The following is a 23,464-nucleotide window of genomic DNA, read 5'->3' as shown; positions in this document are numbered from 1 at the left end:
GCAGCATTGCTCGGCGTATATCGGAAACGCGCGGTCCGGGCAGCGTCTGGTGAATATCGCATTTGTCTGATCGTGCGCAATAATCCGTCACAAAGCGATACACAGATTACGCTTTGATAACAACGCCACGGCGCTACAATTTGCACTGGATTGATTAACAGACCTGATGGGCTTAATGAGTTACCAGAAAAATGCTATGAAGCACAAAATCTGCCTGCTGTTTCTGCTGTCGCCACTGGCTGGCTGCGTCTCGTCAATGGTGCCGCCAACGGTAGATCAGGCCGCGGGGATCAATGTTCCTGCTGCTTGGTCCGGCAGCATGCGCAGTACGAAAGATGCGTTATCACCGGAAGGGACACCACATAGAGATATAGCCGTCTGGTGGCAGCGCTTTCAGGACCCGTTGTTAAATCAGTTGATCACACAATCGCTGCAGACCAACACTACGGTTCAGAGCGCACAGGCAGCATTGCGCCAGGCGCGCGCTGTGCGAGATGTCAGTGCCGCGGCCTTTATGCCGAAACTCAGTGCATCCGCAGCAGCGCAACGCAGTAAGTCGGGAACGACTGCTCCGGCCAATTCCTTCTCTGCCGGTTTCGATGCCAGCTGGGAGCCGGATATTTTTGGTGCTAACCGGCAGGGACTTGCCGCCAGTGAAGCAAGCGCCCGCGCCAGTGCCGCCAGTCTGGGCGACGTGCAGATCTCCGTTGCGGCTGAAGTCGCGCTGAACTATATACAATTGCGAACGACGCAGGTTCGTCTGGCAATTGCGAGGGCGAATGTCGCGAGTCAGGCTGAGACTTTGCAAATTACAAACTGGCGCGTACAGGCAGGGCTACTGACGTCTGTCGAAGGTGAGCAGGGACGTGCTGCCAGTGAACAGGCACAGGCGCAGATCTCTGCGCTGGAAACGACGGAAGCGCAGAGTCGGCATAGTCTGGAGGTGCTGTGCGGGCAGGCACCGGAATCCCTGCGTCAACAACTGCAAAGCCGTGTTGCCATCACTGGCGACATGCTGAGTGTCGCATCCGGCGTTCCACAGGCAGATGACAATCTGGCGCTGAGTCTGCCTGCCGAAACCTTACGCCAACGTCCTGACATCCGCGTGGCTGAACATCAGATCAATGTGGCACTGGCGCGGGTGCGTCAGGCAGATGTGGCGAATTATCCGAATTTCAATCTGAGTGGCTCGCTCGGTCTGCGCGCGTTGACGGCCGGTGCGCTCGGTGGCAGCGGCAGCCTGCTGAGCAGCATACTGGCGGGTGTCTCGCTGCCGGTATTGGACGGCGGTGCAAACCGCTCGCAGATCAAGGCGCAGCAGGCAGCACTGGAGCAAACGCAGGTTGCATATAAAGCCGTAGTACTGACTGCATTACAGGATGTTGAAAATGCGCTGGTCGCTTTGAAGAATGATCGAGAGCGCCTGCAACGTCTGCGCAATGCTGCCGATGCTGCCGGTAATGCGGCGGTACTGGCCCGTCAGCGTTATGCCAGCGGGCTCATTGATTTCCAGACCATTCTTGAAACACAGCGTACCTGGTACAGCGCCCAGGATGCTGTCGCCACCGGCAGCAACGATCTGGCTGCAGATTATGTGCGTTTGTATAAAGCACTGGGCGGCGGCTGGCAGCCGGATCAGGATGAGGCTGTCAGCATGCGTGACAGCCGTAACCCGAGCAATGATGATATTAAAAAATGATGATGACACCTCCTGTGATGACAAAAAAAGACGGAGCGGATGCGCTCAATGTGCTGCAAGATCCCAAGGCGCGCGCCTGGTGGCGGCGGCCAGCATTTCCGCTGATCATGCTGTTGCTGGCAGCGTTGATGGTGGCCTGGTTTTTCTGGAATAAAAGTCAGACAAATCAGACCGCACCGGTATTTGTCACCACGCCGCTGACGCGCGGCAACCTGACGTTAACCGTGACGGCGAATGGCACTTTGCAGCCGACGCGTTCGGTCAGTATAGGCAGTGAATTATCCGGCACGGTCAGCCGTGTGCTGGTCGATGTGAACGACAAAGTCAAGAAAGGTCAGGTACTGGTCGAACTCGACACTGCCAAGTTAAACGATCAGATTGTCCGTTCGCGTGCCGCGCTGGATTCCGCGAGAGCCGCGCTGGCGTTGGCCAAAGCAACCGTGAAAGAATCGCAGGCGAATTTTGATCGTTTGCAGGAAGTGGCGCGACTGTCCGGCGGCAAAGTGCCATCGAAAGCCGAACTCGATACTGCCGCGGCGACACTCGACAGAGCAAACGCATCGGTTCTCAGTGCAGAAGCAAATGTGGTCAGTGCCAAGGCCACTTTATCGACAGATGAAACGAATCTGGCACGTGCTTCTATCCGCTCACCGATCGATGGTGTGATACTGACCCGTTCGGTTGATCCCGGGAATGCGGTAGCTGCGTCACTGCAGGCGGTGACGCTGTTTACGATTGCAGAAGATTTGCAACGTTTGCGCTTACAGGTAAATGTCGATGAAGCCGATGTGGGTGCAGTGGCGCTGGGGCAGAAATCAAGCTTTACCGTCAGCGCCTATGCGAACCGCCAGTATCCGGCGACGATTACCCGCGTTGCCTATGGTTCAACGATTACTGATAACGTGGTGACTTACATTACTTATCTGGATGTGGACAACAGCGATCTCAGTCTCCGTCCGGGAATGACGGCGACCGCAACGATCACCGCGAAAGAGAGAAACGATGTGCTGATTGTGCCGAATACGGCTTTACGTTTTACACCATCGCACGCTGGTATTGCTGCTGCCCCGGGTAAAAGCGGATTGATGAGCAGTCTGATGCCGCGTCCGCCAGGTCAGGCAGCACGGAAGTTAGCGACCGAATCGGTGAATGGTAAAAAAGTGCAGCAGATCTGGATCTTACGTGACAATGCAGCGGTCGCGATTGCAGTGAAACGCGGCATCAGCGACGGCAAAATGACGGAAATCAGCGCACCGGAATTGCAGCCGGGGATGCAGGTGATTACGGAACAACGTCAGATGGCAGCAAAATGAGTTCTCCGATTTCAGCAACGGCAACGGCTCCGGTATCTGAGGCAAAGCTTGCAGACGGTGAAGCGCCGCCCTTGATACGCCTGCGTGGCGTCACGAAACAATACGGTAGCGGACAAGCGGCTCTGATGGCGCTCAAAGGCGTCGATATCGATATCTGCGAGGGTGAGTTTGTCGCGATTATGGGGCCGAGCGGATCGGGTAAATCGACGGCAATGAATGTGATCGGTTGTCTCGATACGCCATCCGGCGGTGAGTATTTATTTCAGGGCATGCATGTTGAAAGCCTGACGCGTGATCAGCGGGCGCGCTTGCGGCGTCGTTATCTTGGCTTCGTGTTTCAGGGGTTTAATTTGCTGGCGCGTACGTCCGCTCAGGAAAATGTGGAATTGCCGTTGTTATACCGCGGCGAAAGCCCGGCCAGTCGTCATCGGCTGGCCGCTAAAGCCCTGGCATCGGTCGGTCTGGCGGGCTGGGAGCATCACACACCGGCAGAATTATCGGGTGGTCAGCAGCAAAGGGTAGCGATCGCGCGAGCCATCGTGACCGAGCCGGCGGTGTTGCTGGCGGATGAACCGACCGGCAATCTCGATTCTCAGCGCAGCCGTGAAATTATGGAATTGCTGTCGCGCCTGAATCAGGAGCATGGCATTACTATCCTGATGGTCACACATGAACCTGATATGGCTTTGTATGCCAAACGTATCGTCCGCTTTGTCGACGGTCTGCTGGATACGGATACCATCAATCCGCATCCGGTCGCAATATCGACGGCTGATGCGACGGCTGCGACAGGAGGTGATACATGTTCCTGAACACGATATTGCTGGCGCTGCGTTCGATACGCCGTAACCTGTTGCGCTCATTTCTTACTATTCTCGGCATTGTGATCGGTGTCAGCGCCGTGATTACGATGGTCACGTTAGGTAACGGCGCGACCGCTGTGGTACAGGCGCAAATTTCCAGTCTCGGCACCAATTTATTGCAGGTCCGCCCAGGTCAGCGATTGAGCTTCGGCGGCGGTGGCGGTGCTGGTACTGCCTCTTTTAAAGAAGCCGACGCTGAAGCCATCGCCTCACAAATCGGAGGTGTGCAAGCCGTGGCGCCGGAAGGACGTGCCAGTGCCATCGTCGTCGCAAATGGCCGTAACTGGTCAACCAGTGTGACCGGTAGCACCAATGCGTGGTTACGCACAAATAACTGGACACTGGCGGCGGGGCGTCAGTTTGACGAGGGGGAATTACAGGCCGGTTCTGCCGTCTGCATTATCGGTGAAACAGTCAGGCGCGAATTATTTGATGCGGGAAATGCAGTTGGTGAACATTTGCGCGTCAAGCAGTTTTCCTGCGAAGTCGTCGGTGTGCTGGCGTCGAAAGGTCAGGCGGCCATGGGCAATGATCAGGATGATGTGGTACTGATTCCTTTACATACCTTGCAGCGCCGCGTGACTGGCAACCGTCGCGTCGCCACTTTACTGGTGTCGATGAAAGATGATGCCGATAGCGAGACACTGAAAGTCAGTCTGACACAATTGCTGCGCGAGCGACGCAAACTGGCCGATACCGATGAAGACAACTTCAATGTGCTCGATACCAAGCAACTGGCAGAAACCATGTCAGGTACGACCAAGGTCATGACAACCCTGCTTGGCGCGGTTGCTGCGGTGAGTTTGCTGGTCGGCGGCATCGGTATCATGAATATCATGCTGGTCAGTGTGACAGAACGTACCCGCGAGATAGGCTTGCGACTGGCAATAGGTGCGCTGGAGCGAGAAGTACTGCTGCAATTTCTGATTGAATCTACTGTTTTATCGACGCTCGGCGGCCTGATCGGTATTGTGCTGGCAGCGGGTGCCTCAATCTTGCTCGCGCAGATCATGCAGGTGCCTTATATGTTCAATCCTTCGATCAACCTGATGTCGTTTTTCTTTTCCGCCGGCATAGGTATGCTGTTTGGTTATTTCCCTGCACGCCGTGCCGCTCAGCTCGATCCGATTGAAGCCTTGCGTCACGAATAAAATACTGCATGCTGTCGCTGTGAAGAGCATCGGCACTGAAAAACAGATACGCTTTGTTTTAATAAAAAAATGCCCGCCATATGAAAAACGGCGGGCATTTTTTATCAGGATAAAGGCGCGGTTGCAGGCGCGCTTCTCCGTTTAAAAGCGGATATTGACCCCGGCATACACAGAACGTCCTGCTCCCGGCACTTGCGTATCATGCGCAACGCCGGCTCCCATCGTGGCTCCTTGTCCGAGATAGGCGCCGCCCAGCGGTAAGTTGTAAAAGCGGTTCAGCAGGTTGTCGATACCGATATCAAAACGTGCCTGTTTCCAGGTGTAGCTGCTGCGCAGATTCAGTAAGGTATAACCGGCGGTACGCAGTTCTTTGCGTATGTCTGACAGATCGGTTTTAGCACCGACCATCTGCAATTCCACCGTATTGTCCCAATGATCTTTTTTCTGAGTCAGCGAGATCCGTGCGTTCAGCGGCATGATGTTATACAAGCCGCTATCGGTCACGGTGTTTTTAGCATTCACATAATTCAGTAATCCATAGAGCGAAATACTGCCGATTTCACTCGTTTTCACGAGTTGCTTGCGGCCGGAAATATCGAGGCCGTACAACCTTGCTTTCTGATTACTGAGGCTCAGATTCTGAAAGCCGTCTTTGCGCGCGCCGCAGGTTTTGCCGACGGCAGTACAACTGCTGGCGTCAATATAGTCGCGCACTTGCGTGTAGTAAGGCGCCACTTTCAATTCCCAGTCGGATAGTTCCGCGTCATGCCAGTTCAGCGTTGCGCTCAGGGTGTGGGCAATTTCGGGATTCAATTGAAGATTGCCGACATAACCGTTGCCATCGCCGAACCAGTTGTTCATATTCATCACCATGGTGTTATTGCTGGCCCAGGTATAGCGCTCATATAAATTCGGGGAGCGAGATTTCATCGCATAGCCGCCGTCGATACTGAACGTGGCAGTCGGCGTATAGCGTGCGGTGGCGGTGAGATCGATATTGTTATCCTTGCGCTGACGGTCCGCGGCATTGAATGCACCTGGAACAGAGCTGGCCAGTGCCGGATCGCCGTACATATTGCTATATCCGGCGACATTGCCACTGTTCATTTTCACATTTTCGTAGCGCAGGCCCAGTTGCGTTACCCATTGCGGAGTCCAGCTGGCATCCCATTCCGCGAACACACCGAGACGATCACGCTGGCCATCGGCGATATTCACAAAAGTATTCGGTGCCATCATCATGCCGGTACCGGAAGCAATCCACCAGTCATTCATGCGGTAACGCTGATATTCCGTACCGACACTGAGCGTATCGCGCGCCGATAACATCAACTCCACCTTGATCAGCGCACCCGTATTTTTACCTTCGGTATCCATTGGCATGCCGGGTGCATTGCCGTACCAGAATTGCTTATTGTCACCGAAATTCATGCGGTGACGCGTGTGTTCGTTATACAGACGTGCTTCCAGCTTGCCCCATTCATACTGGCCCTTGTAGCGCAGATTGACCTGTTCACTGTTATTGCCTGTCATATCCATACGCTGATTCGGAAAGCCCTGATAGGGGATATTTTGTGTACCGATCCGCAGTTCCAGCAGTTGGCCTGCGTTACGCATTGCGACAGACAAGGATTGATTTTCAGATTTGTAGCGGGATGAGCCAACCTCGTCACCGGCGATCCAGGCTTTGTCAGACGCGGCTGGCTTTGCTGCTTTGAAATCGCTGGCGGCATGGTAATTACCGCTTTCGGCAATCGCGCCGGTGTAATTCAGGCTCCATATTTCAGTGGCGTAAGTCGCTGCAAAATTGACGCCTCTGGCATCGCCATTGCTGCGATAAAAGCTGCCGGCCTGACCTTTGAGCAATGTGCCCTGGCCTGCTGCTGCGAATTCCGGATCGGGCGAATTCACCTTAATGGTGCCGCCTATGCTGTCGCCGCCACTGCTGACGGGAGCGATACCGGTCAATACCTGAATACTGCCCACTTGCGTCGGGTCGATATAGGATAAAGGCGGGTTCATATGATTGGCACATGCCGAAATCAGATTCATGCCATCAACCTGTATCCGCAAGCGGTCATCGGCGAGGCCGTGGATAGCCGGCAGACTCGATACACCGCCCGCGGAATACAGACTGACACCGGGTACGTCGCGCAACAGCGTGGCGACATCGCTGGTGGCGCTGAGCGCCGCATTCTGGCTGATGCCATCGACATTTGGTGCCGCAATTTTTTCGGCATGAATGACAACAACTTCAGATGTCTTTTTTGACGGTAGTTCCTGAGCGTGCGCAGCGGCACATGGAAGCAGGGCGGCGATAGACGTTGCCAGAATATGTCGTTTGAAATGAGTTTGCATAAAAATAGGGTCTTTCGTAAGTGATGCGTCGCTGCGGACAAAAGCAGAGCCGCAGTCATCATGCTCCGGAAATAATTGGATTCCGGGCATGGTTCAGTAATCGTTCGGGGCAGGCACAGGCCGCACCGGGGCTAAAAGAAGATTCTGTCAGTTGAGCGCGTGTGATGACTTTCTGGCGAGCGCGGCCAAGCACAATCAGGCTTGAGCGTGATCAGACCCGCGCATGTCATTCAGATGCGTAAGAGACAACAGAGTCAGAAAGGTACTTCAGATCGACGGAGGACCCCGAGCGGGGAGGGGGGCGGAGACGGTTGCCGCAAGTCGTGCAGCCGGAATCGACTGCGTGGCATACGATAATGCATGCGGCGGTTCGAAAATACTGTCTGAGGCAAGCACCACAGGAAGTGTGGTTGCGACACACAAAGGACAATCGAGTAGATGTGTCTGTGCACTGCTCTTGCCCTGGTCTGCATCTGTGCTGGTGCCGACCAGTTTATATCCGGTGCTGGTACAGATCAGATTCATCGCGTCCGGCTTCATCAGCGGCGACGCCATCGCAACACCCAGCGTCAGTACATACGTCAGTAAGACTGTGCGCACCAGGTGGTGAAATGTCAGCAGGGAAATCCGGAGTATAGGCATAAGTTTCGAATGCTAACATCGCCAGTGTTTTTTTACCATGATGTATCACAAACTCTGCAAATTACACTGCTTCGCGTTATGCAGAAGGGATTTGCCGCTATTATTGCGGTTTTCGTGTAATCGTTATGAAATATACGCAATCGCTCCGCTCAGCGTAACTGTTTGTGTATGTACAATTTTTGTTTAGCAAGTTCTGCTGTCAGGAAATTGTCTGTGTCTGACTGATTCCGGATGCAGTTGCACTTTTTACACGCCGCGCCAGATCTGAGTGTCTGGTCTTTGCTATTTCATCGGATGCGCTGCCGCTTCTGAAAACAAGGAATGATCTTGAGCTTTACATCATTAGCCCGCCAATTAACCCGCACCAAACCGATTGATGCACATGAAGTGATCATTGAGGAGCAGCATCAGCACAGCCTGCATCGCTCGCTGGGCTTGTTTTCGCTGACGATGATCGGCGTCGGTGCGACGATAGGAACAGGCATTTTTTTCACCATGGTCGAAGCGGTACCGAAAGCCGGGCCATCGGTTATTTTGTCGTTTCTGATTGCGGCGTTAACTGCCGGGCTGACAGCGCTTTGTTATTCTGAGTTGTCGGCGCGGATTCCGGCTTCCGGTTCTTCGTATTCATTTGCTTATGCGACCGTCGGCGAGTTTGCTGCATTTATTGTCGCCGCCTGTCTGTTGCTGGAGTATGGTCTGGCAGCAAGCGCGACAGCGATAGGCTGGTCGGCCTACCTGAATAATTTTCTGCACAACGCGGTGGGCTGGCAGATTCCCGAGATGTTGCGCACGCCGATGATCGTTGCCGGTGCAAATGGTGTTGAAATTCATCCGGGACAATTTAACCTGCCGCCGGTTATCCTGGTGGCGATTTGTTGCGTTCTGCTGATGCGCGGTGCAAAAGAGTCGGCGACGGTGAATGCGATCATGGTTATGATTAAACTGGCGATACTGGTGTTTTTTTCCATCATCGCTTTTTCAGGTTTTCATGCAGAGCATTTCACCCCGTTTTTCAACACTGACAACAGCAAGGGTTTGGCGGGCATGGCGGGTGTGACCGCTGCAGCCGGCACCGTTTTTTTCTCGTTTATCGGTCTGGATACGGTGGCGACCGCCGGTGCAGAGGTCAAAAATCCCAAGCGGAACGTGCCGTTGGGAATTATGGCGGCGCTGATTGTGGTGACCTTGTTTTACATGCTGGTGGCGATTGCCGCTGTCGGTGCACAACCCGCGCATATGTTTGAAGGGCAGGAAGCAGGGCTGGCAGTGATTCTGCAGAATGTGACCGGTAAGGCGTGGCCGGCGCTGGTGTTGTCTGCCGGTGCCGTGATCTCGGTCTTCAGTGTCACGCTGGTCACGATTTACGGCCAGAGTCGTATTTTGTACGCCATCAGTAAAGACGGCCTGATTCCTGCGTCATTTCAGAAAGTGCATCAGCGTACGCGCGCTCCGGTCATCAACACGATTTTAGTCTGCCTGCTGGTCGGCATCGTTGCCGGTCTCGTCGATGCGACATTCTTGTGGGACATGGTCAGTATGGGAACGCTGGTGGCATTTATTGTCGTGTCCGCATCGATACCCGTCATCCGGAAAAAAGGTATCGGTCATGGTACTCAGGGTTTTCGCGTACCTTTTGGTCCGTATCTGATTCCGGCGCTGAGTATTATTGCCTGCCTGTATATTCTGAAAGATTTGTCAGGAACAACATTTAAAGTATTTTTTATCTGGATGTTTATTGCGATCAGTATTTATTTTGCATACAGCAAGCGGCACTCTGGTCTGAATAAATAGTGCCCGGCACCAGATGCCGGCGATGAATGAACCATCACTGAAAGGCGAACCACATGAAACATTTGTTGCTGGCATGTGCAGCACTGATTTTATTTCCAATCGCTGCGTACGCTGAGCATATCGGCAGCGTTGATACGGCTTTCAAACTGATAGGCCCGGACCATAAAGTGGTGGTGGAAGCCTATGATGATCCGAAAGTGAACGGGGTGACTTGTTATGTCTCGCGCGCCAAGACTGGCGGCATTTCGGGGGGGCTGGGTTTAGCGGAAGATAAAGCGGAAGCGTCGATCGCCTGCCGTCAGGTTGGCCCTGTCAGCTTTCCGGCAGCCCTGAAACAGCAGGAAGAAGTGTTTAATCAGAGCTTATCGATACTGTTCAAAAAATTACGTATTGTCCGTATGGTCGATCAGAAGAGAAATGCGCTCGTTTATCTGACCTATTCTGACAAGCTGATTGATGGTTCACCGCAGAATAGTGTCACCGCAGTTCCGGTCGACAGAAACACACCGATTCCTGTTAAAAAATAAATAGAATCACCGCTCAGATAAGTACAGAAACGCAGGTCATGCGGTTCTTTCTCAGCGGGAATATGCGTTAAAATGTGCGCTGCACAAGATTATTAATTGTCGTCCTGATATGAATCCACCCAGCACTGCGCACGTTGCCAGCGATCAATCCGTTGACGCCTTGATCAAGACCATACGCATTCCGCCACGGCCGAGCATGCTATTGGATCTGCAGACCGAGTTATCCCGTAAAGAACCAGATCCCGTAAGGTTGGCAGCCATTATTTCGAATGATGTATCGCTGTCTGCCTCTTTACTCAAAGTGACTAATTCATCATTTTTTGGTCTGCGCTTAAAGGCGACGTCGGTTGCGCATGCCGTCAAATTATTAGGCATACAGCAATGTGGTTTGCTGATGACCGGTATTATTGCGCGTCAGGCTGTCCAGACGGAAAAAATTCCACTCGCCAAATTCTGGGATTTTTCATCTAAACGTGCACAGGCAATGGCGCATCTGGCGAGCCGTATGCGGATTTGTTCTGCGGATATCGCTCATACTTTCGGCTTATTTTGCGACATCGGTATTCCCTTGCTGCTGGAACGTTTTCCGGATTATCAGGAGACGCTGGTATTAGCGAATCAGGAAGCGGAAGAAAAATTTACAACGATAGAGCAGCAGCGACACAGCACCAGCCATACCTCCATCGGTGCTTTAATGGCGCGTACATGGGGATTGCCCGAAGAAGTCTCTAACGGTATTTTGCTGCATCATGATTATGCCGTTCTTGCCGATTCCGCGACGGATGAACGCGTGCGTGCCTTAGTGGCACTGGCGCTCGTTGCAGAATATGGCATACACCGTTATCACGGCCAGGAACACTGGACGGAGTGGGATAAAGGCGGACAGCTGGCACGTGATTTCCTTGGCCTCGCGAACGATGAAGTTGAAGATCGTTTTGAAGAGTTGCACGACTTGTTCAGCAGCGTTCATTAAATATTGCGGGCGGATCAGCGTCCGCCCAGCAAGCGCGCTGGCAGCATGACAAGCGCGCGCAGTAATTCCAGCACACCATCAACTGCAATCCCGACTATTCTGAACGGCAGTAACAGCAACCAGAATACGGGATATAGCAACAGTGCCATGGTGGCCAGCGGCCAGCAAAATACCAATAAAAAAATCCAGATGAGTAATGTCAGCATCATCGCCTCAGGCCAGCAGCTGATGGATAAGGTTACCCAGCATAACCAGTGCGATTGCAGCGATGACGACGCCATCCATATTTGCTGTGAGTTTCATACCATGTCCTTTCAATATAAGGTGAGGTGATGTCACTGTAGGCACTGCGATCAGTAAAGGCGAGCAGTTTGCGATGAAGCGTCATTTTGCGGGAACAGAGTGTTTTTATCCGCGATGAATATCTGTATTTTCAGATGGAAACTCAGAGGATCAGAGCAGCCTCAATGCTGATGTGTTCAGCGTCGGTAGCACCAGTGCCACGGCTCATACTGATAGCCGCTGCTGTTTTGTGGCGGGTAAGACATGTCAAAACCAAATGCGAGAGCATGTTGCTGCAGCCAGCGGAATGCTGCTGTGGTATCGAATGAGATTTCCAGTTCGGGATCTTCCGGTGTCGCAATATCAATTGCGCGACCGGAGTGGTGTTCGCTGTATCCGGGCGGCGCACAAACTTGCAGGATGTCTTGTATGGTTTGTCCTGAGTCCAGTTTGGTTTGTATGATGTCAGCCTGGCGTTGGATGCTGCGAAAGGCTGAAATCATCAGCAGTGCAATGCCGTCATCGGCAGCAGCAATCTTCATTGCTTGCCAGGCCTGATTGGCAGCAGGGGTCAGCAGATATTCGCGGCCATCGGCGCCCACTTCGGCAAGCACCAGGGTTTCAGCTTCGGAGACAGCAATAAAGCCTCGTTGCCGCAAAATCTCAGCGCTGATCCCCAGTGCGTCCAGCATTTATCGTGTCTTCGTGTTCGAGGTCAGGACATCCAGCATGGCTGCGGTCTGCGCGTCCGGCACGCCGTCAAATTTTTCAGGGCGATATTTGGTTTGGAACGTGATCAGCACATTTTTGGTTGCTTCATCCAGCACACCCGTCTGCGGTGTGTTGTAGCCGTGCTGCGCCAGTTTTTTCTGATACCAGCTGACGTCCGGCAACTGCTGTTCGTAAATGCTGACGCGCTGCGCAACCTGGGTTGCATCGGGCCACGGGATCAGGCCTGCGTCGGCCAGTTGTTTCCACGGGAACAGCGGGCCCGGGTCGGATTTACGTTGCGGAGCAATATCGGAATGACCGAGTATGTATTCAGGGCGTATCTGATGGCGGGCTACGATATCCTTTACCAGCGCAATGACGCGGTCGATCTGCGCTTGTGGGAAAGGAAAATAGGTACGGCCTTCAGGTGTGTCGCGGAAGCCCAGATTCACAATTTCGATGCCAATCGAACTGGCGTTCAGACGGCTATAACCTTTCCAGTCGCTGAGCCCGGCGTGATACGACATTTTGCTTTCGTCAACGAGTTGCCATACCTTGACCGGCATTTGATCGCCGACCAGATAGTGGCTGCTGACGCCCTGCTGGCTCAGCACCTTGAGCGAGGTCGGTTCATCAATCGCGGTGTAGTGCAGAATCAGAAACTGCACACGATCCTCCTGGCTTTTCGCCGAGATACTGGAATCGATCCTTGACGTGGCGCAGCCGGTGAGGAAGGCGGCGAGAAATCCGAGTAAAAGTAATTTTTTCATGTGATTGATTGAAGTTGTCTGGCAGCGAGCCGGGCTGCCGAAAAATGTGCCTGGCAAATACTGGTACGTAAGTTGATCTCTGAAGGTAAATGGGTGCGACAAGAAGCTGCGATGAATGGATGAAGTTCAAGTACCCGTCCGCTGAGAACCACAGGCTTGTTGCCAAAGCGCTGGCACATCGCCATTCCCAGACGTGCCAGTTCCTGACCTGCTCTTTTCAGTATATCGGCTGCCACTGGGTCGGCATTCGCGCTGGCAGCCACTGCCAGTGCAAGTTTACCGATGTCGCCACGGCTGCGGTGATACATGAAATCTTTGGAACTGTCCCAATCATCGCCACCGATTGCTTTGAATATTTCTTGCGCGAGCAGGGAATCGCGCGATGCTCCCGGACACCCATCCTCGGTGCGCCAGATATGGCGTACTGCTTCACGCGCGATCCAGAAGCCGCTGCCGCCATCGTCGAGTAAATAGCCTCGGCCACCTGCCCGATGAAATTGTCCGGCTTCGTCTATGTAGGCAGCGATAGAGCCGGTGCCGGCGTAAACCAGATAGCCGCTCCCGGGTTTGAAACTGTCCAGATAGGCGATTTCAATATCGTTGCCGATACGAATCCGCTCTTCCGGTAATCGCAGAATACCGGATAGCATTTCCTGGATGACGATACGCATATCATCACTGAACCCGGTAATACCGACTCTGACTGTCTGTAAATGACCGTGACTGCGAACCGCTGCCGCCAGATCTGAAAATACCTGCGCGAACTCCCGTCTGCCCTGTTGTGACTTCAGTTGCAGAGCTGTCAATCCTGCAGCAGTGCCGCTGGCGATAATGTCCTGATTGGCTTTTGCCAGTGCCCAGCGTGTTTGTGTGCCACCCGTATCGATACCCAGAGCCAGCGCTGATGCGCTGTCGTTGATGTCGGGGGAAACAAAAGCTGCCGCTGAGTTCATATTGTGCTGATCTGTTCTGTCATGTTGTCGGGTAAAACGTATTACTCACGATGGCGCATCAAATTTTAACGCAGCATACTCATCGGTATTTGCTTCGTTTATCATAGGTCGCTTTTACGACAGGCAGAAAATGAAAAGATAAAGCCAGTGTATAACTTTACTCTATGAGCAAAGCGTAAAAATTCAATCGTTTTCCAGTAATTTTGCTGGGAAGATGTAATTGCAGTAGTTCACTAAGAAAAATTCACACGATGACCAAAGACGTCACAACCTCTCCTGATACTGAACAAACACCTGCCACCGGTGCCTGGCGCTGGATACCGTCATTGTATTTCAGTCAGGGCATTCCCTATGTGGTTGTGATGACCTTGTCCGTCATTATGTACAAGAATATGGGTATTTCCAATGCGGATATCGCGCTATACACCAGCTGGTTATATCTGCCCTTTGTGATCAAGCCCTTATGGTCGCCGTTTGTGGACATGTTTAAGACCAAACGCTTCTGGGTGATTACACTGGAGCTGGTGATCGGAGCGTTATTTGGGCTGGTCGCATTCACGATACCGATGAGCAGTTTTTTTCAGATGACCCTGTTGGTGTTCTGGTTGCTGGCATTCGGTGCCGCCACGCATGACATCAGCAGTGATGGCTTTTATATGCTGGCGCTGGAACAGCATCAGCAAGCGGCATTCGTCGGTGTGCGCAGTATGTTTTTCCGTTTTTCTATGCTGACGGGACAGGGTGCGCTGGTCTATCTTGCCGGTACGCTGAGAGATCTGACCGGCAATGTCGCCTTTGGCTGGATGGTCGTGTTCGGCGTGCTGGCGACGATGTTTGTAAGCCTGTCGCTGTATCACAAATGGGCTTTGCCCAGACCCGACAGCGATCACGCGCAGGGTGATCCGAATCAGGTGGTCGCGACGTTTTTTACGATTTTCGGCAAATTCATTAAGAAAAAAAATATTCTGCTGACGATTGCTTTCCTGTTGCTGTATCGCTTCGGCGAGGCTCAGTTAGTCAAAATGGCGCCGCCGTTTTTGCTCGATAGTCTGGATAAAGGCGGGCTGGGTTTATCGACGCAGGCGGTTGGTATCGTTTACGGTACCGGCGGCATGATCGCGCTGACGCTGGGCGGCCTCGCCGGTGGTGCGCTGATTTCAATTTATGGCCTAAAGCGTTGTCTGTGGCCGATGGCGCTGGCAATCAACGTGCCGCATATCGTGTATGTCTATCTGGCATTCGTACAGCCACAAAATATTTATCTGGTCGGTGCCGCCGTGGCGATAGAGCAAATGGGCTATGGCTTCGGTTTCACCGCTTATGTGCTGTATATGATCATGATTGCCGATGGTGAACACAAGACGGCGCATTATGCAATCTGTACCGGGTTCATGGCGATGAGCATGATGCTGCCCGGTATGTTCAGTGGCTGGTTGCAGGCAACGCTGGGATACGCGAATTTCTTTGTATGGATTTGTCTTGCCGCGATCCCGACCTTTATTGTGACTGCCCTGATTAAGGTTGATCCCGAATTTGGCAAGAAGTAATAAGTAAGGGAATGACGCAAAACCGCTCCAGCGGCGTTATGGTTCCGTGTCAGGGCAATTTTGCGTCAGTCCTATAAGCAAGAAGTAATAAATAAAAATACAGCGTTGTTTTAGTCTGAAATGAGTAAAAGTATGAGTTCGCAACATTTGTTTTTTAACAGTCAGCGCTATCAGTCCACGCTTGCCGGACCACGCATCATCATTACCGGTGCGGTACACGGTAACGAGATTTGCGGCACGCTGGCGATACGGCGCGTGATTGCTGAAATCGACGCTGGCATCATTCAGATCGTGTCCGGTTGTGTGACTTTCGTACCGGTCACAAATCCGCTGGCTTATCAGCGCGGCGAAAGACAGGGCGACCGCAATCTGAACCGCCGCTTGTTGCCAACGGCAACGCCAGTGGAGTTTGAGGATCATGTTGCCAACTGGTTGTGCCCTTTACTGGCGGAGCACGATGTTTTACTCGACCTGCATTCTTTCCGCGGCGAAGGCGAGGCTTTCGTTCTGGTCGGGCCGGAAAATAATAATGGCGATATCGAACCTTTCCGGCATGCAGAAGCCGAGCTGGCGATGGCGCGGCGTCTGGGAGTGCATCGCATGGTGGATGGCTGGCTCAGCACTTATGCGCGCGGTGTCGCCCGCCGTCAGCAAAGGCTGGGGCCGGATGCGGATGCCAGAATGCTGGCGAATGCGAATACCCAGTTCGGTGTCGGCACTACCGAATATATGCGTTCCGTCGGCGGTTATGCAGTCACGCTGGAATGCGGTCAGCATCTCGACCCGCAGGCACCGGAAGTCGCGTACCGCGCGATTATCAATACGCTGACGCATCTCGGTATCATTGCCGGAACAGCACCTGCTGCTGTCAAAGAAATTGAAACCCTACGTATCTATGATGTGATCGACAAGCTGCACGACGACGATCATTTCATTCGTGAGTGGCGCAGTTTTGACGAAGTAAAAAAAGGTGATCTGATCGGCCTCCGTCATGATGGCAGCGAGGTCAGAGCGGAAATGGATGGCCGTATGATTTTTCCGGATGCCGGTGCGCATTGTGGCGAGGAATGGTTTTATATCACCCGTTACAGCGACAGGATTCAGGAAGAAAACGCATGAGGTTAGCGATGCCCTGGTTGTCTCGTCTGTTCATATTAGTAGCGTTGTCGTTGCTGGTGCTAAATGCGCACTCAACATCGGTAAGTGCAGGCAAAACCTTGAATGTTTTGCTGACGACGCCCGAAAGCGCTCTCGATCCGGCTGTTGCTTCCGATATTGCCACGCTCAGCATTAATGAGAATATTTTTGAACCTATGCTGCGCTACGATTATCTGGCGCGCCCGGTCAAATTGAAGCCGAATACTCTCAAGGCGATGCCGGAAATCAGCGATGGCGGCAAGACTTATACACTGCATTTGCAATCCGGCATCCATTTCACACCCGACCCGGCGTTCAAAGGCAAAGTACGCGAATTAACCGCTGATGATTATGTGTACAGCATACGCCGCTTGTACGATCCTGCGCTGAAATCGCCGTGGTTATTCATGTTTGAAGGTAAGTTGCTGGGCGACGAAAAACTGCGCAATCTGCAAGCCGCATCCAGCTGGAAATTCGATAGCAATGCCGCCATTCCTGGCCTGCAGGCATTGGATCGTTATACCTTACGCATACGACTGAATGCGCCCGATAACAATTTTTTGTTTATTCTGGCGACCACGGCCACATCTGCAGTTGCCAGAGAAGTGATCGAGAGCTACGGCAATCAGGCGGGCAATCATCCTGTTGGTACCGGGCCGTTTATGCTGGGTGAATGGCAGCGTAGTTTTCGTCTGGTACTGAATGCCAATCCTGACTATCGCAAGGTAGTGTTTGATGGCGAGGCAGGCAAGGACAGCGTAGCACAGCAGATCGCGGCAGACTTGAAAGGACGGACTATTCCCCTGGTGTCGCGCGTCACGATTGCGATCGTTGAAGAGCAGCAGGCGCGTGTGCTGGGCTTCCTGAATCGCGAATTTGATACGCTGGAACAGGTGCCGCCACCATTGGCAGACATGGTCATGAAAGACGGTAAACTGAAACCTGATCTGCAACAGCAAGGTGTGCAGCTGTCTTTATTCTCTCCGTTGCAGACCTACTATGTCTGGATGAATATGGATGATCCTGTTATCGGAGGATATAGCCACGAAAAAATTGCGTTAAGGCGCGCAATTGCGATGAGTTATAACAGCCGCGAAGATATCAGCCTGATGGAAAAAGGTCTGGCGATTCCCGCGCAGTCACCGTTGCCACCGAACGTGCTTGGCTACGATGCCGGCTTCAAGAGCCCGGTGCCTTACGATACTGCGCTGGCGAATGCTTTGCTTGATCGTTTTTCCTATCAGCGCGGTGCGGACGGCTATCGCCGTTTACCGGACGGGCAGCCTTTGCATCTGGTGATGCATAGTCAGGCCAATACCACCGGGCGTCTGCGCGATGAAGTCTGGCGCAAGACCATGGATGCGATCGGCATACGTATTAGTTTTAAAACCGATAAACATTCAGAAATCTTGCGCGCTTCCCGTCTGGGGCAGGTGCAGATGACTGAGGCAAACTGGGTTGCGGATTTTCCTGACGGCGAAAATTTTTACCAATTGCTGTATGGCGCCAATATCGGGCGGGCAAATTATTCGCGCTTTAATTTGCCTGCATTTAATCAGTTGTATGAAAAATCGCTGTCGATGACGGACACGCCGGAACGGCGCGCGTTATACCGTCAAATGGCCTTGCTGATGCATGCCTATAACCCGTGGATACCACGGGTGCATCCTTTATCCGCTGATATACGACAGCCGTGGGTACTGCATTATCAGCGCCATCCGGTCGATTTTACGAACTGGCGTTATCTTGATATCGCGCCGGATGCGAAACAAAACGCGAAGCGATAAATACAGGCGCATGCGCCACCGTTAAGGGCGCATATCAAATAATGAGTTACGGTTATACGTGACAAGTAAAGTTTCATTGGAAGACAGCGAGAGCAAACTCTATTCTGACAAACTGAAAAGAGTTCTGGTTGTTGTCTGATTATCTGGAGAAGTCGTACATGCGTTGTGAATTGATTGCTGATCACCCTGACTTCCGTCGTCTTTCTGCGATAGAGGGCATTGCAGTTGATCTGCGCTATGTCGGTGCCGATAATTTTGTCGGACGCGACTTGTATGGCGATCTTGATTGCGCGTGGCTGCACAGGGAAGCCGCAGCAGCGCTGGAGCAGGCGGCACACTATCTTGCGGAGCAGCATCCGGGTTACCGGATTATTGTGCTGGACGCTTTGCGCCCGCACCGTGTACAGGAAATGTTGTGGGCGCATCTCGATGGCACACCTTTACAAATGTATGTGGCTGACCCTGCGCGCGGTTCTATTCATTCGTTTGGCATGGCGGTGGATGTGACTATCCTTGATCCGCAAGGCAAAGAAATCGATATGGGCAGCGGCTTCGATGAAATGGCAGAAAAATCGCATCCGGCGCTGGAAGAAAAAATGCTCGCGGCCGGACAAATTACCGCGCAGCAGCGCAGCAATCGCGAGATACTGCGACAAGCCATGTTTCATGCGGGTTTCAGAGGGATCAACAGCGAATGGTGGCATTTCAATTTCGGTGATCCGGCGGTCGTCCGTCAGACTTATCTGCGGATAGACTGAGCATGTTTGCGCAGCGCGTTTCCTGCGTCACTCTCAGTCTTGCGCTGACGCTGTTTTTCATTGCTGAAGTGCCGGCAGCGACCCCGTCCGCACCGCTGAACAAGGCAAAAACGATGCAGCCAGCGTCCTCAGTGTCATCCATGAAAACGACGACCGATCAGCAACTACAAGCGATTGTCAGTCAGCCGCAACGGCCACTCGCAAGTTTATCCGTGATTGCTATCCGTGACGGCAGTGTCGTTTATGAACAGCAGTTCGGCAAACGATATATTGCCGCTGAGGCCACCGCCAGCTTGCCGGTGAATGCCGACACTTTATTCCGTGTCGCATCGGTATCCAAGATGGTGACGGCATTGGGGCTGATGCGTCTGGTTGAGCAAGGCAAGCTCACGCTCGATACCGATGTCAGCCGCTATCTTGGTTACACCCTCAGAAATACTTACTATCCCGATGTCGCGATTACGCTGCGCATGTTGCTGAGTCATACTTCGTCCTTGCGCGATGATGGTGGCTATAATTTCCCGGCGAATGTTTCGCTGCAAAGCGTTTTGCAGGCAGCAGATAAATCTGCAACACCCGCCGTGGTCTGGGCCAGACCGGATGCGAGCAACAAAAATTATGCACCGGGAAGCTACTTTAGTTATGTGAATCTGAACTGGGGTGTGATCGGCTCGGTCATGGAAGCGGTCTCAGGACAACGTTTCGATGTACTGATGCAGGAATTGATTTTGCAACCGCTGCATATCAGCGGTAGTTTTCATCCGGAAAATCTGAATTCGGCAGAGCTGAGTAATCTCGCCACCTTGTACCGCAAACAGAAAAATGATGTCTGGGATACAGCACTTGCATGGCAGCCTCAGGTCGATGATTATCATCAGCAAGGCGTGCCGAAGCGCACATATCTGGCGACGTATCGTCCAGGCTGGAATGCCACTTTATTCAGCCCGCAGGGCGGCTTGCGTATCAGCGCGCGCGGTCTCGGCCGCTTGATGCAGATGCTGATGCGCGAGGGCGAGCTTGATGGCGTACGTGTATTGCAGCCAGCCAGTGTGCGGGCGTTATTAACACCACAGTGGCGCTACGATGCAACATTGCAGAATGGCGATGATTATCAGGGCATGTTTCAGTCCTGGGCGCTGGGGTTTCAGGTATTCACCGATACGAGCGCAGCGCATCATGGCGATCGTCTTACGCCACCTGTCACGTCCGGCGGACATGGATTCACCGGTGTTGGTCATCTGGGATTTGCCTACGGTCTGGAGTCAGGTTTTGTGTTCGACCCGCAAATCCGTAACGGTATGATTTATCTGATCGGCGGCACTGGTGCCGATCCGGATAAAAACACCGGTGAGTATTCCAGCCTCAGTTTGTGGCAGGAACAAATCATGACCGCGCTGGCAAAACAGCTTCGCTGAATTATTCCTTGCTGGTTCTGGCGATAAATTCAGCGGCCGCCGCTTGTACGCAATCAACAAACGCCCGGGCAGAGCGCGACAATGGTGTCGATTTTTTGGTGAGTAAATATAGATCCACCGGCACATTCGGTAGCAGTGGGCGGCATTGCACTTTATCGTGATTAGCGGTCGCGGCTGTGAACGGATCGATCACTGCGGCACCGGCACCAAACTCCACCAGCGTGCGCGCCAGCACATAGGTCTGCACTTCGGTGTAAGAAGTAAAGCTGATGCCGAGTTCTTCGCAGGCGTCCATCACACGACTGACCAGATGATCATCCAGATCCAGCGCGATCAGATTTTTGGGTAAATCAGCGACGTGCAAAGGCGTGTTGTCGAGTTTTTTTGCCCAGCTGCCTATCGGTGCAATTGCCGTCATACTGCCGCGTACCAGCGGTTCCGATGCCAGATTCGGATGGCATGGGTCATACAAAGACAAAGCAAAATCAACGTCGCCAAGCAGCAGCGCATTCACCATATCGCTGGTATGGTGCGTTGATAAAGTACAGTGCACTTGCGGGAATTTTTTGCGCCAGGCGGCCAGTGCAGCTGGCACGACCGTGATCGATAAGGTCGGTGTCGATGCCAGCCGGACGGCCTCATCCGGATGATTTTTCAGATTATTGGCGAGACGGCGTACCGATTGCAGATCGCGATTCAGTTTATCGACTTCGGCAAACAGCTTGTGCGCTTCCGGTGTCGGATGCAATTTTCCTTTGATACGCTCGAACAATTTCAGGCCGAGCTGCAATTCACAATGTTGCAAGACCTTGGTTGCTGCGGGCTGGGAAATACTGAGTAATTGTGCGGCACCGCTGATCGTGCCGGCCTGCATAATCGCATGAAAAACTTCTATGTGACGCAATCGCATGAGTGTTGACCTGTTACCGTTACCCGTTTGTACCCTGCGATTGTAACCGCAGAAGGAGTTTATTCGGCAGCTTCGAGCGCTTTTCGAACGTCACCCTGACAGAGCGACAACAGTTTTTCAGCGTCAGCCACACTGAGCTTGTTGCGTATCGCCACGATCGCAGTCTTGACGTGGAAGTCACATTCTTCCAGCACTTTGCGACAGGTCTGTTCATCTTTGCCGGTTGCATGCATGGTCAGGCTGACCGTACGCCGCAGTAGTTTGATATTGGTCGGTTTCACATCCACCATCAGATTGCCGTAAACCTTATGCAGTTTCACCATCAGCCCGCTGGAAAAAGTATTCAGCGCAATCTTTTGCGAGGTACCGGCTTTCAGCCTTGTGCTGCCGGAAATGATTTCACTGCCGGTGTTGAGTGTGATGCCGACGTCTGCGCATCGGGTCACCGGCGCATCAGGATTATTGGCGAAGCCCACGGTTAATGCGCCACTGGCACGCGCTGCCTGCAACGCGCCCAGCACATACGGCGTGGCACCCGATGCCGCGATCAGCAACACCACATCATGCTGATTCAGATGCAGCTCACGAATGTCGATCGCGCCTTGTTCTGTATTATCCTCTGCACCTTCGACGGCGACGAACATCGCCTGTTTGCCACCAGCGATCAGCGAAATCGCCCGTTCATCCGGCCACGAAAAGGTCGGTAATAATTCCACGCCATCGAGCACACCGAGCCGCCCCGATGTGCCTGCACCGACATACACCAGACGCCCGCCCGCTTCTATACGTGGCAGTGCCGCATCTATCGCTGCGGCGATCTGTGGTGCAGCAGCGCGCACCGCCTGCACCGCAATGAACTGATCGTCGATCAATGCGGCGGCCAGATCTGCCGTCGCATAGGTATCCAGCTCGGTATGTAAGACATTCGGTGTTTCGGTGTTCAACATGATCATTTCTCCACGATGCTATTGAACTTACAGAGGACTAGCGCTGCTCACAAATGAAAGCTGATCGCGCAGTCATAACCGCAGGTAATGTGCTGCTGGCGAACTGGTATTTGCCAGCATGGCTGCCTGTGCTTATTCTGCCACTCATGCACTTTGTTTCTTGCATCATAATCCGGCGCTATCAACTGGCTTTTTAAGCCTGCCCTGTTTAGCAGGCCATGACATAACATCTGACATCTCTGCCACATGAAAAAACGACTGTTCGCCTTCCTCTTTTTGCTGCTGACTTTATTCTTATCCGGCTGCCAGTCTTTGCTGAATACTGCGCAGACGCCAAAAGATATGCAACACCGCATCGTCGTGTCTGTGCCGGAACAGAAAATGCGCTTATTCGATAACGGCAAGCTCATCGCCACTTATACCATTTCAACTGCGAAGCGGGGTATTGGCGATTTGCCCGATAGTTACATGACACCGGGTGGCAAAATGGAAATTGCTGAAAAATTCGGTGCCGGTATGCCCATCGGCACCGCGTTCAAAGATCGTGTGCCGACCGGCGAAATCGTTGCGATTGATGCGCCCGGGCGCGACCCGGTGGTGACCCGCATACTCTGGTTACGCGGCACAGAAGAGCGCAATCAGCATGCGTATCAGCGCTACATCTACATTCACGGCACGCCGCAGGAAAGCCTGCTCGGCAATCCCGCCAGTTATGGTTGCATACGCATGCGCTCTGCCGATATCGTCGAATTGTTCGACAAGGTTGGCGTCGGTGCAGAAGTCTTTGTTGCTGAAACTGAATTGGATCTGCAGTCGCAAAAATAAGCACAGACGCGGAATATGAATCTGGTTGGAAGTCGCGGGCTAAAGAGGCTGGAAAAGTCGATTTTCATGCCTCTGGACGCATAAATATACTGGGGGGAGTAT

21 protein-coding genes are annotated in these 23,464 nt (G+C 52.9%); 13 read left to right on the top strand and 8 right to left on the bottom strand.

Annotation, left to right across the window (positions count from 1 at the left end):
• The first annotated feature begins 196 nt into the window (after positions 1–196).
• The 4 genes from ACPAOP_RS03545 to ACPAOP_RS03530 are packed head-to-tail and all read left to right on the top strand — an operon-like array spanning position 197 to position 5,026.
• Entirely contained in the window at positions 197–1,699 is a 1,503-nt protein-coding gene (locus ACPAOP_RS03545) for an efflux transporter outer membrane subunit (RefSeq protein ID WP_423709363.1), read from the top strand.
• Positions 1,696–3,012, top strand: a complete 1,317-nt coding sequence (locus ACPAOP_RS03540) for an efflux RND transporter periplasmic adaptor subunit (protein ID WP_423709362.1) — start codon at positions 1,696–1,698, stop codon at positions 3,010–3,012. The genes ACPAOP_RS03545 and ACPAOP_RS03540 overlap by 4 nt, the downstream gene beginning before the upstream one ends.
• Positions 3,009–3,824, top strand: a complete 816-nt coding sequence (locus ACPAOP_RS03535) for an ABC transporter ATP-binding protein (RefSeq protein ID WP_423709361.1) — start codon at positions 3,009–3,011, stop codon at positions 3,822–3,824. Before ACPAOP_RS03540 ends, ACPAOP_RS03535 begins: the two co-directional genes overlap by 4 nt.
• Complete coding sequence (locus ACPAOP_RS03530) at positions 3,815–5,026, top strand: ABC transporter permease (protein WP_423709360.1); 1,212 nt, start codon at positions 3,815–3,817, stop codon at positions 5,024–5,026. Before ACPAOP_RS03535 ends, ACPAOP_RS03530 begins: the two co-directional genes overlap by 10 nt.
• 141 nt (positions 5,027–5,167) lie before the next feature.
• Here ACPAOP_RS03530 and ACPAOP_RS03525 read toward each other — a convergent pair whose 3' ends face one another.
• Positions 5,168–7,384, bottom strand: coding sequence for a TonB-dependent receptor (locus ACPAOP_RS03525; protein WP_423709359.1), 2,217 nt, complete (start codon positions 7,382–7,384; stop codon positions 5,168–5,170).
• 267 nt (positions 7,385–7,651) lie between these two features.
• Positions 7,652–8,026, bottom strand: coding sequence for a DUF2946 family protein (locus ACPAOP_RS03520; RefSeq protein ID WP_423709357.1), 375 nt, complete (start codon positions 8,024–8,026; stop codon positions 7,652–7,654).
• 327 nt (positions 8,027–8,353) lie between these two features.
• Here ACPAOP_RS03520 and ACPAOP_RS03515 point away from each other — a divergent pair, with 327 nt between their 5' ends.
• The 3 genes from ACPAOP_RS03515 (at position 8,354) to ACPAOP_RS03505 (ending at position 11,320) form a co-directional block, all read left to right on the top strand.
• Positions 8,354–9,820 carry an APC family permease gene (locus ACPAOP_RS03515; RefSeq protein ID WP_423709356.1) on the top strand — a complete coding sequence of 489 codons (1,467 nt, stop codon included), beginning with the start codon at positions 8,354–8,356 and terminating at the stop codon, positions 9,818–9,820.
• A 53-nt stretch (positions 9,821–9,873) separates the two neighbouring features.
• Positions 9,874–10,347, top strand: coding sequence for a CreA family protein (locus ACPAOP_RS03510; protein ID WP_423681212.1), 474 nt, complete (start codon positions 9,874–9,876; stop codon positions 10,345–10,347).
• A gap of 109 nt (positions 10,348–10,456) precedes the next feature.
• Entirely contained in the window at positions 10,457–11,320 is an 864-nt protein-coding gene (locus ACPAOP_RS03505; RefSeq protein ID WP_423709355.1) for an HDOD domain-containing protein, read from the top strand.
• A 14-nt stretch (positions 11,321–11,334) separates the two neighbouring features.
• On the opposite strand, the gene ACPAOP_RS03500 is transcribed toward ACPAOP_RS03505, so the two are convergent.
• The 4 genes from ACPAOP_RS03500 to ACPAOP_RS03485 form a co-directional block, all read right to left on the bottom strand.
• Positions 11,335–11,526, bottom strand: a complete 192-nt coding sequence (locus ACPAOP_RS03500; RefSeq protein WP_423709354.1) for a hypothetical protein — start codon at positions 11,524–11,526, stop codon at positions 11,335–11,337.
• 273 nt (positions 11,527–11,799) lie between these two features.
• The gene (locus tag ACPAOP_RS03495) at positions 11,800–12,294 is read right to left on the bottom strand and encodes a M15 family metallopeptidase (protein WP_423681209.1); all 495 of its coding nucleotides are present in this window, start codon (positions 12,292–12,294) and stop codon (positions 11,800–11,802) included.
• The gene (locus tag ACPAOP_RS03490) at positions 12,295–13,083 is read right to left on the bottom strand and encodes an N-acetylmuramoyl-L-alanine amidase (protein WP_423709353.1); all 789 of its coding nucleotides are present in this window, start codon (positions 13,081–13,083) and stop codon (positions 12,295–12,297) included. It lies immediately after the preceding gene.
• On the bottom strand, positions 13,080–14,036 hold the full coding sequence (locus tag ACPAOP_RS03485) for an N-acetylglucosamine kinase (protein WP_423709352.1): 957 nt from the start codon (positions 14,034–14,036) through the stop codon (positions 13,080–13,082). Before ACPAOP_RS03485 ends, ACPAOP_RS03490 begins: the two co-directional genes overlap by 4 nt.
• 251 nt (positions 14,037–14,287) lie before the next feature.
• On the opposite strand from ACPAOP_RS03485, the gene ACPAOP_RS03480 reads away from it, so the two are divergent.
• The 5 genes from ACPAOP_RS03480 to ACPAOP_RS03460 all read left to right on the top strand — a co-directional run bounded on the left by ACPAOP_RS03480 (position 14,288) and on the right by ACPAOP_RS03460 (position 20,680).
• Positions 14,288–15,583 carry an AmpG family muropeptide MFS transporter gene (locus ACPAOP_RS03480; protein WP_423709351.1) on the top strand — a complete coding sequence of 432 codons (1,296 nt, stop codon included), beginning with the start codon at positions 14,288–14,290 and terminating at the stop codon, positions 15,581–15,583.
• Positions 15,584–15,715: 132 nt separating this feature from the next.
• Positions 15,716–16,702, top strand: coding sequence for a succinylglutamate desuccinylase/aspartoacylase family protein (locus ACPAOP_RS03475; RefSeq protein ID WP_423709350.1), 987 nt, complete (start codon positions 15,716–15,718; stop codon positions 16,700–16,702).
• Positions 16,699–18,507: an ABC transporter substrate-binding protein gene (locus ACPAOP_RS03470; RefSeq protein WP_423709349.1), complete on the top strand. Its 1,809-nt coding sequence runs from the start codon at positions 16,699–16,701 to the stop codon at positions 18,505–18,507. Before ACPAOP_RS03475 ends, ACPAOP_RS03470 begins: the two co-directional genes overlap by 4 nt.
• Positions 18,508–18,665: 158 nt before the next feature.
• Positions 18,666–19,265 (top strand): M15 family metallopeptidase, encoded by a 600-nt coding sequence (locus ACPAOP_RS03465; protein WP_423681202.1) that lies wholly within the window; start codon positions 18,666–18,668, stop codon positions 19,263–19,265.
• A gap of 2 nt (positions 19,266–19,267) precedes the next feature.
• A complete protein-coding gene (locus tag ACPAOP_RS03460; RefSeq protein ID WP_423709348.1) occupies positions 19,268–20,680 on the top strand; it encodes a serine hydrolase domain-containing protein in 1,413 nt (470 codons plus the stop codon).
• Position 20,681: 1 nt separating this feature from the next.
• On the opposite strand, the gene ACPAOP_RS03455 is transcribed toward ACPAOP_RS03460, so the two are convergent.
• Entirely contained in the window at positions 20,682–21,590 is a 909-nt protein-coding gene (locus ACPAOP_RS03455) for a LysR family transcriptional regulator (RefSeq protein ID WP_423681199.1), read from the bottom strand.
• A 59-nt stretch (positions 21,591–21,649) separates the two neighbouring features.
• A complete protein-coding gene (gene murQ, locus ACPAOP_RS03450; RefSeq protein ID WP_423709347.1) occupies positions 21,650–22,537 on the bottom strand; it encodes an N-acetylmuramic acid 6-phosphate etherase in 888 nt (295 codons plus the stop codon).
• A gap of 246 nt (positions 22,538–22,783) precedes the next feature.
• Here murQ and ACPAOP_RS03445 point away from each other — a divergent pair, with 246 nt between their 5' ends.
• Positions 22,784–23,362, top strand: coding sequence for a L,D-transpeptidase family protein (locus tag ACPAOP_RS03445; RefSeq protein ID WP_423709346.1), 579 nt, complete (start codon positions 22,784–22,786; stop codon positions 23,360–23,362).
• The last annotated feature ends 102 nt before the right edge of the window (positions 23,363–23,464 follow it).

Source organism: Undibacterium sp. WLX3042, assembly GCF_049544825.1.
Classification (GTDB): domain Bacteria; phylum Pseudomonadota; class Gammaproteobacteria; order Burkholderiales; family Burkholderiaceae_D; genus Undibacterium.
Note: the sequence above shows the minus strand (reverse complement) of the source record. Positions and strands in the feature narration are given on the sequence as shown.

Bases quoted from the DNA above. Each gene is read 5' to 3' on its own strand.
- ACPAOP_RS03540 (WP_423709362.1), top strand. From the start codon at position 1,696: ATGATGATGACACCTCCTGTGATGACAAAAAAAGACGGAGCGGATGCG.
- ACPAOP_RS03465 (WP_423681202.1), top strand. From the start codon at position 18,666: ATGCGTTGTGAATTGATTGCTGATCACCCTGACTTCCGTCGTCTTTCT.
- murQ (WP_423709347.1), bottom strand. From the start codon at position 22,537: ATGTTGAACACCGAAACACCGAATGTCTTACATACCGAGCTGGATACC.
- ACPAOP_RS03530 (WP_423709360.1), top strand. From the start codon at position 3,815: ATGTTCCTGAACACGATATTGCTGGCGCTGCGTTCGATACGCCGTAAC.
- ACPAOP_RS03505 (WP_423709355.1), top strand. From the start codon at position 10,457: ATGAATCCACCCAGCACTGCGCACGTTGCCAGCGATCAATCCGTTGAC.
- ACPAOP_RS03500 (WP_423709354.1), bottom strand. From the start codon at position 11,526: ATGCTGACATTACTCATCTGGATTTTTTTATTGGTATTTTGCTGGCCG.
- ACPAOP_RS03480 (WP_423709351.1), top strand. From the start codon at position 14,288: ATGACCAAAGACGTCACAACCTCTCCTGATACTGAACAAACACCTGCC.
- ACPAOP_RS03520 (WP_423709357.1), bottom strand. From the start codon at position 8,026: ATGCCTATACTCCGGATTTCCCTGCTGACATTTCACCACCTGGTGCGC.
- ACPAOP_RS03495 (WP_423681209.1), bottom strand. From the start codon at position 12,294: ATGCTGGACGCACTGGGGATCAGCGCTGAGATTTTGCGGCAACGAGGC.
- ACPAOP_RS03490 (WP_423709353.1), bottom strand. From the start codon at position 13,083: ATGAAAAAATTACTTTTACTCGGATTTCTCGCCGCCTTCCTCACCGGC.
- ACPAOP_RS03445 (WP_423709346.1), top strand. From the start codon at position 22,784: ATGAAAAAACGACTGTTCGCCTTCCTCTTTTTGCTGCTGACTTTATTC.
- ACPAOP_RS03510 (WP_423681212.1), top strand. From the start codon at position 9,874: ATGAAACATTTGTTGCTGGCATGTGCAGCACTGATTTTATTTCCAATC.
- ACPAOP_RS03525 (WP_423709359.1), bottom strand. From the start codon at position 7,384: ATGCAAACTCATTTCAAACGACATATTCTGGCAACGTCTATCGCCGCC.
- ACPAOP_RS03545 (WP_423709363.1), top strand. From the start codon at position 197: ATGAAGCACAAAATCTGCCTGCTGTTTCTGCTGTCGCCACTGGCTGGC.
- ACPAOP_RS03455 (WP_423681199.1), bottom strand. From the start codon at position 21,590: ATGCGATTGCGTCACATAGAAGTTTTTCATGCGATTATGCAGGCCGGC.
- ACPAOP_RS03470 (WP_423709349.1), top strand. From the start codon at position 16,699: ATGAGGTTAGCGATGCCCTGGTTGTCTCGTCTGTTCATATTAGTAGCG.
- ACPAOP_RS03475 (WP_423709350.1), top strand. From the start codon at position 15,716: ATGAGTTCGCAACATTTGTTTTTTAACAGTCAGCGCTATCAGTCCACG.
- ACPAOP_RS03460 (WP_423709348.1), top strand. From the start codon at position 19,268: ATGTTTGCGCAGCGCGTTTCCTGCGTCACTCTCAGTCTTGCGCTGACG.
- ACPAOP_RS03535 (WP_423709361.1), top strand. From the start codon at position 3,009: ATGAGTTCTCCGATTTCAGCAACGGCAACGGCTCCGGTATCTGAGGCA.
- ACPAOP_RS03485 (WP_423709352.1), bottom strand. From the start codon at position 14,036: ATGAACTCAGCGGCAGCTTTTGTTTCCCCCGACATCAACGACAGCGCA.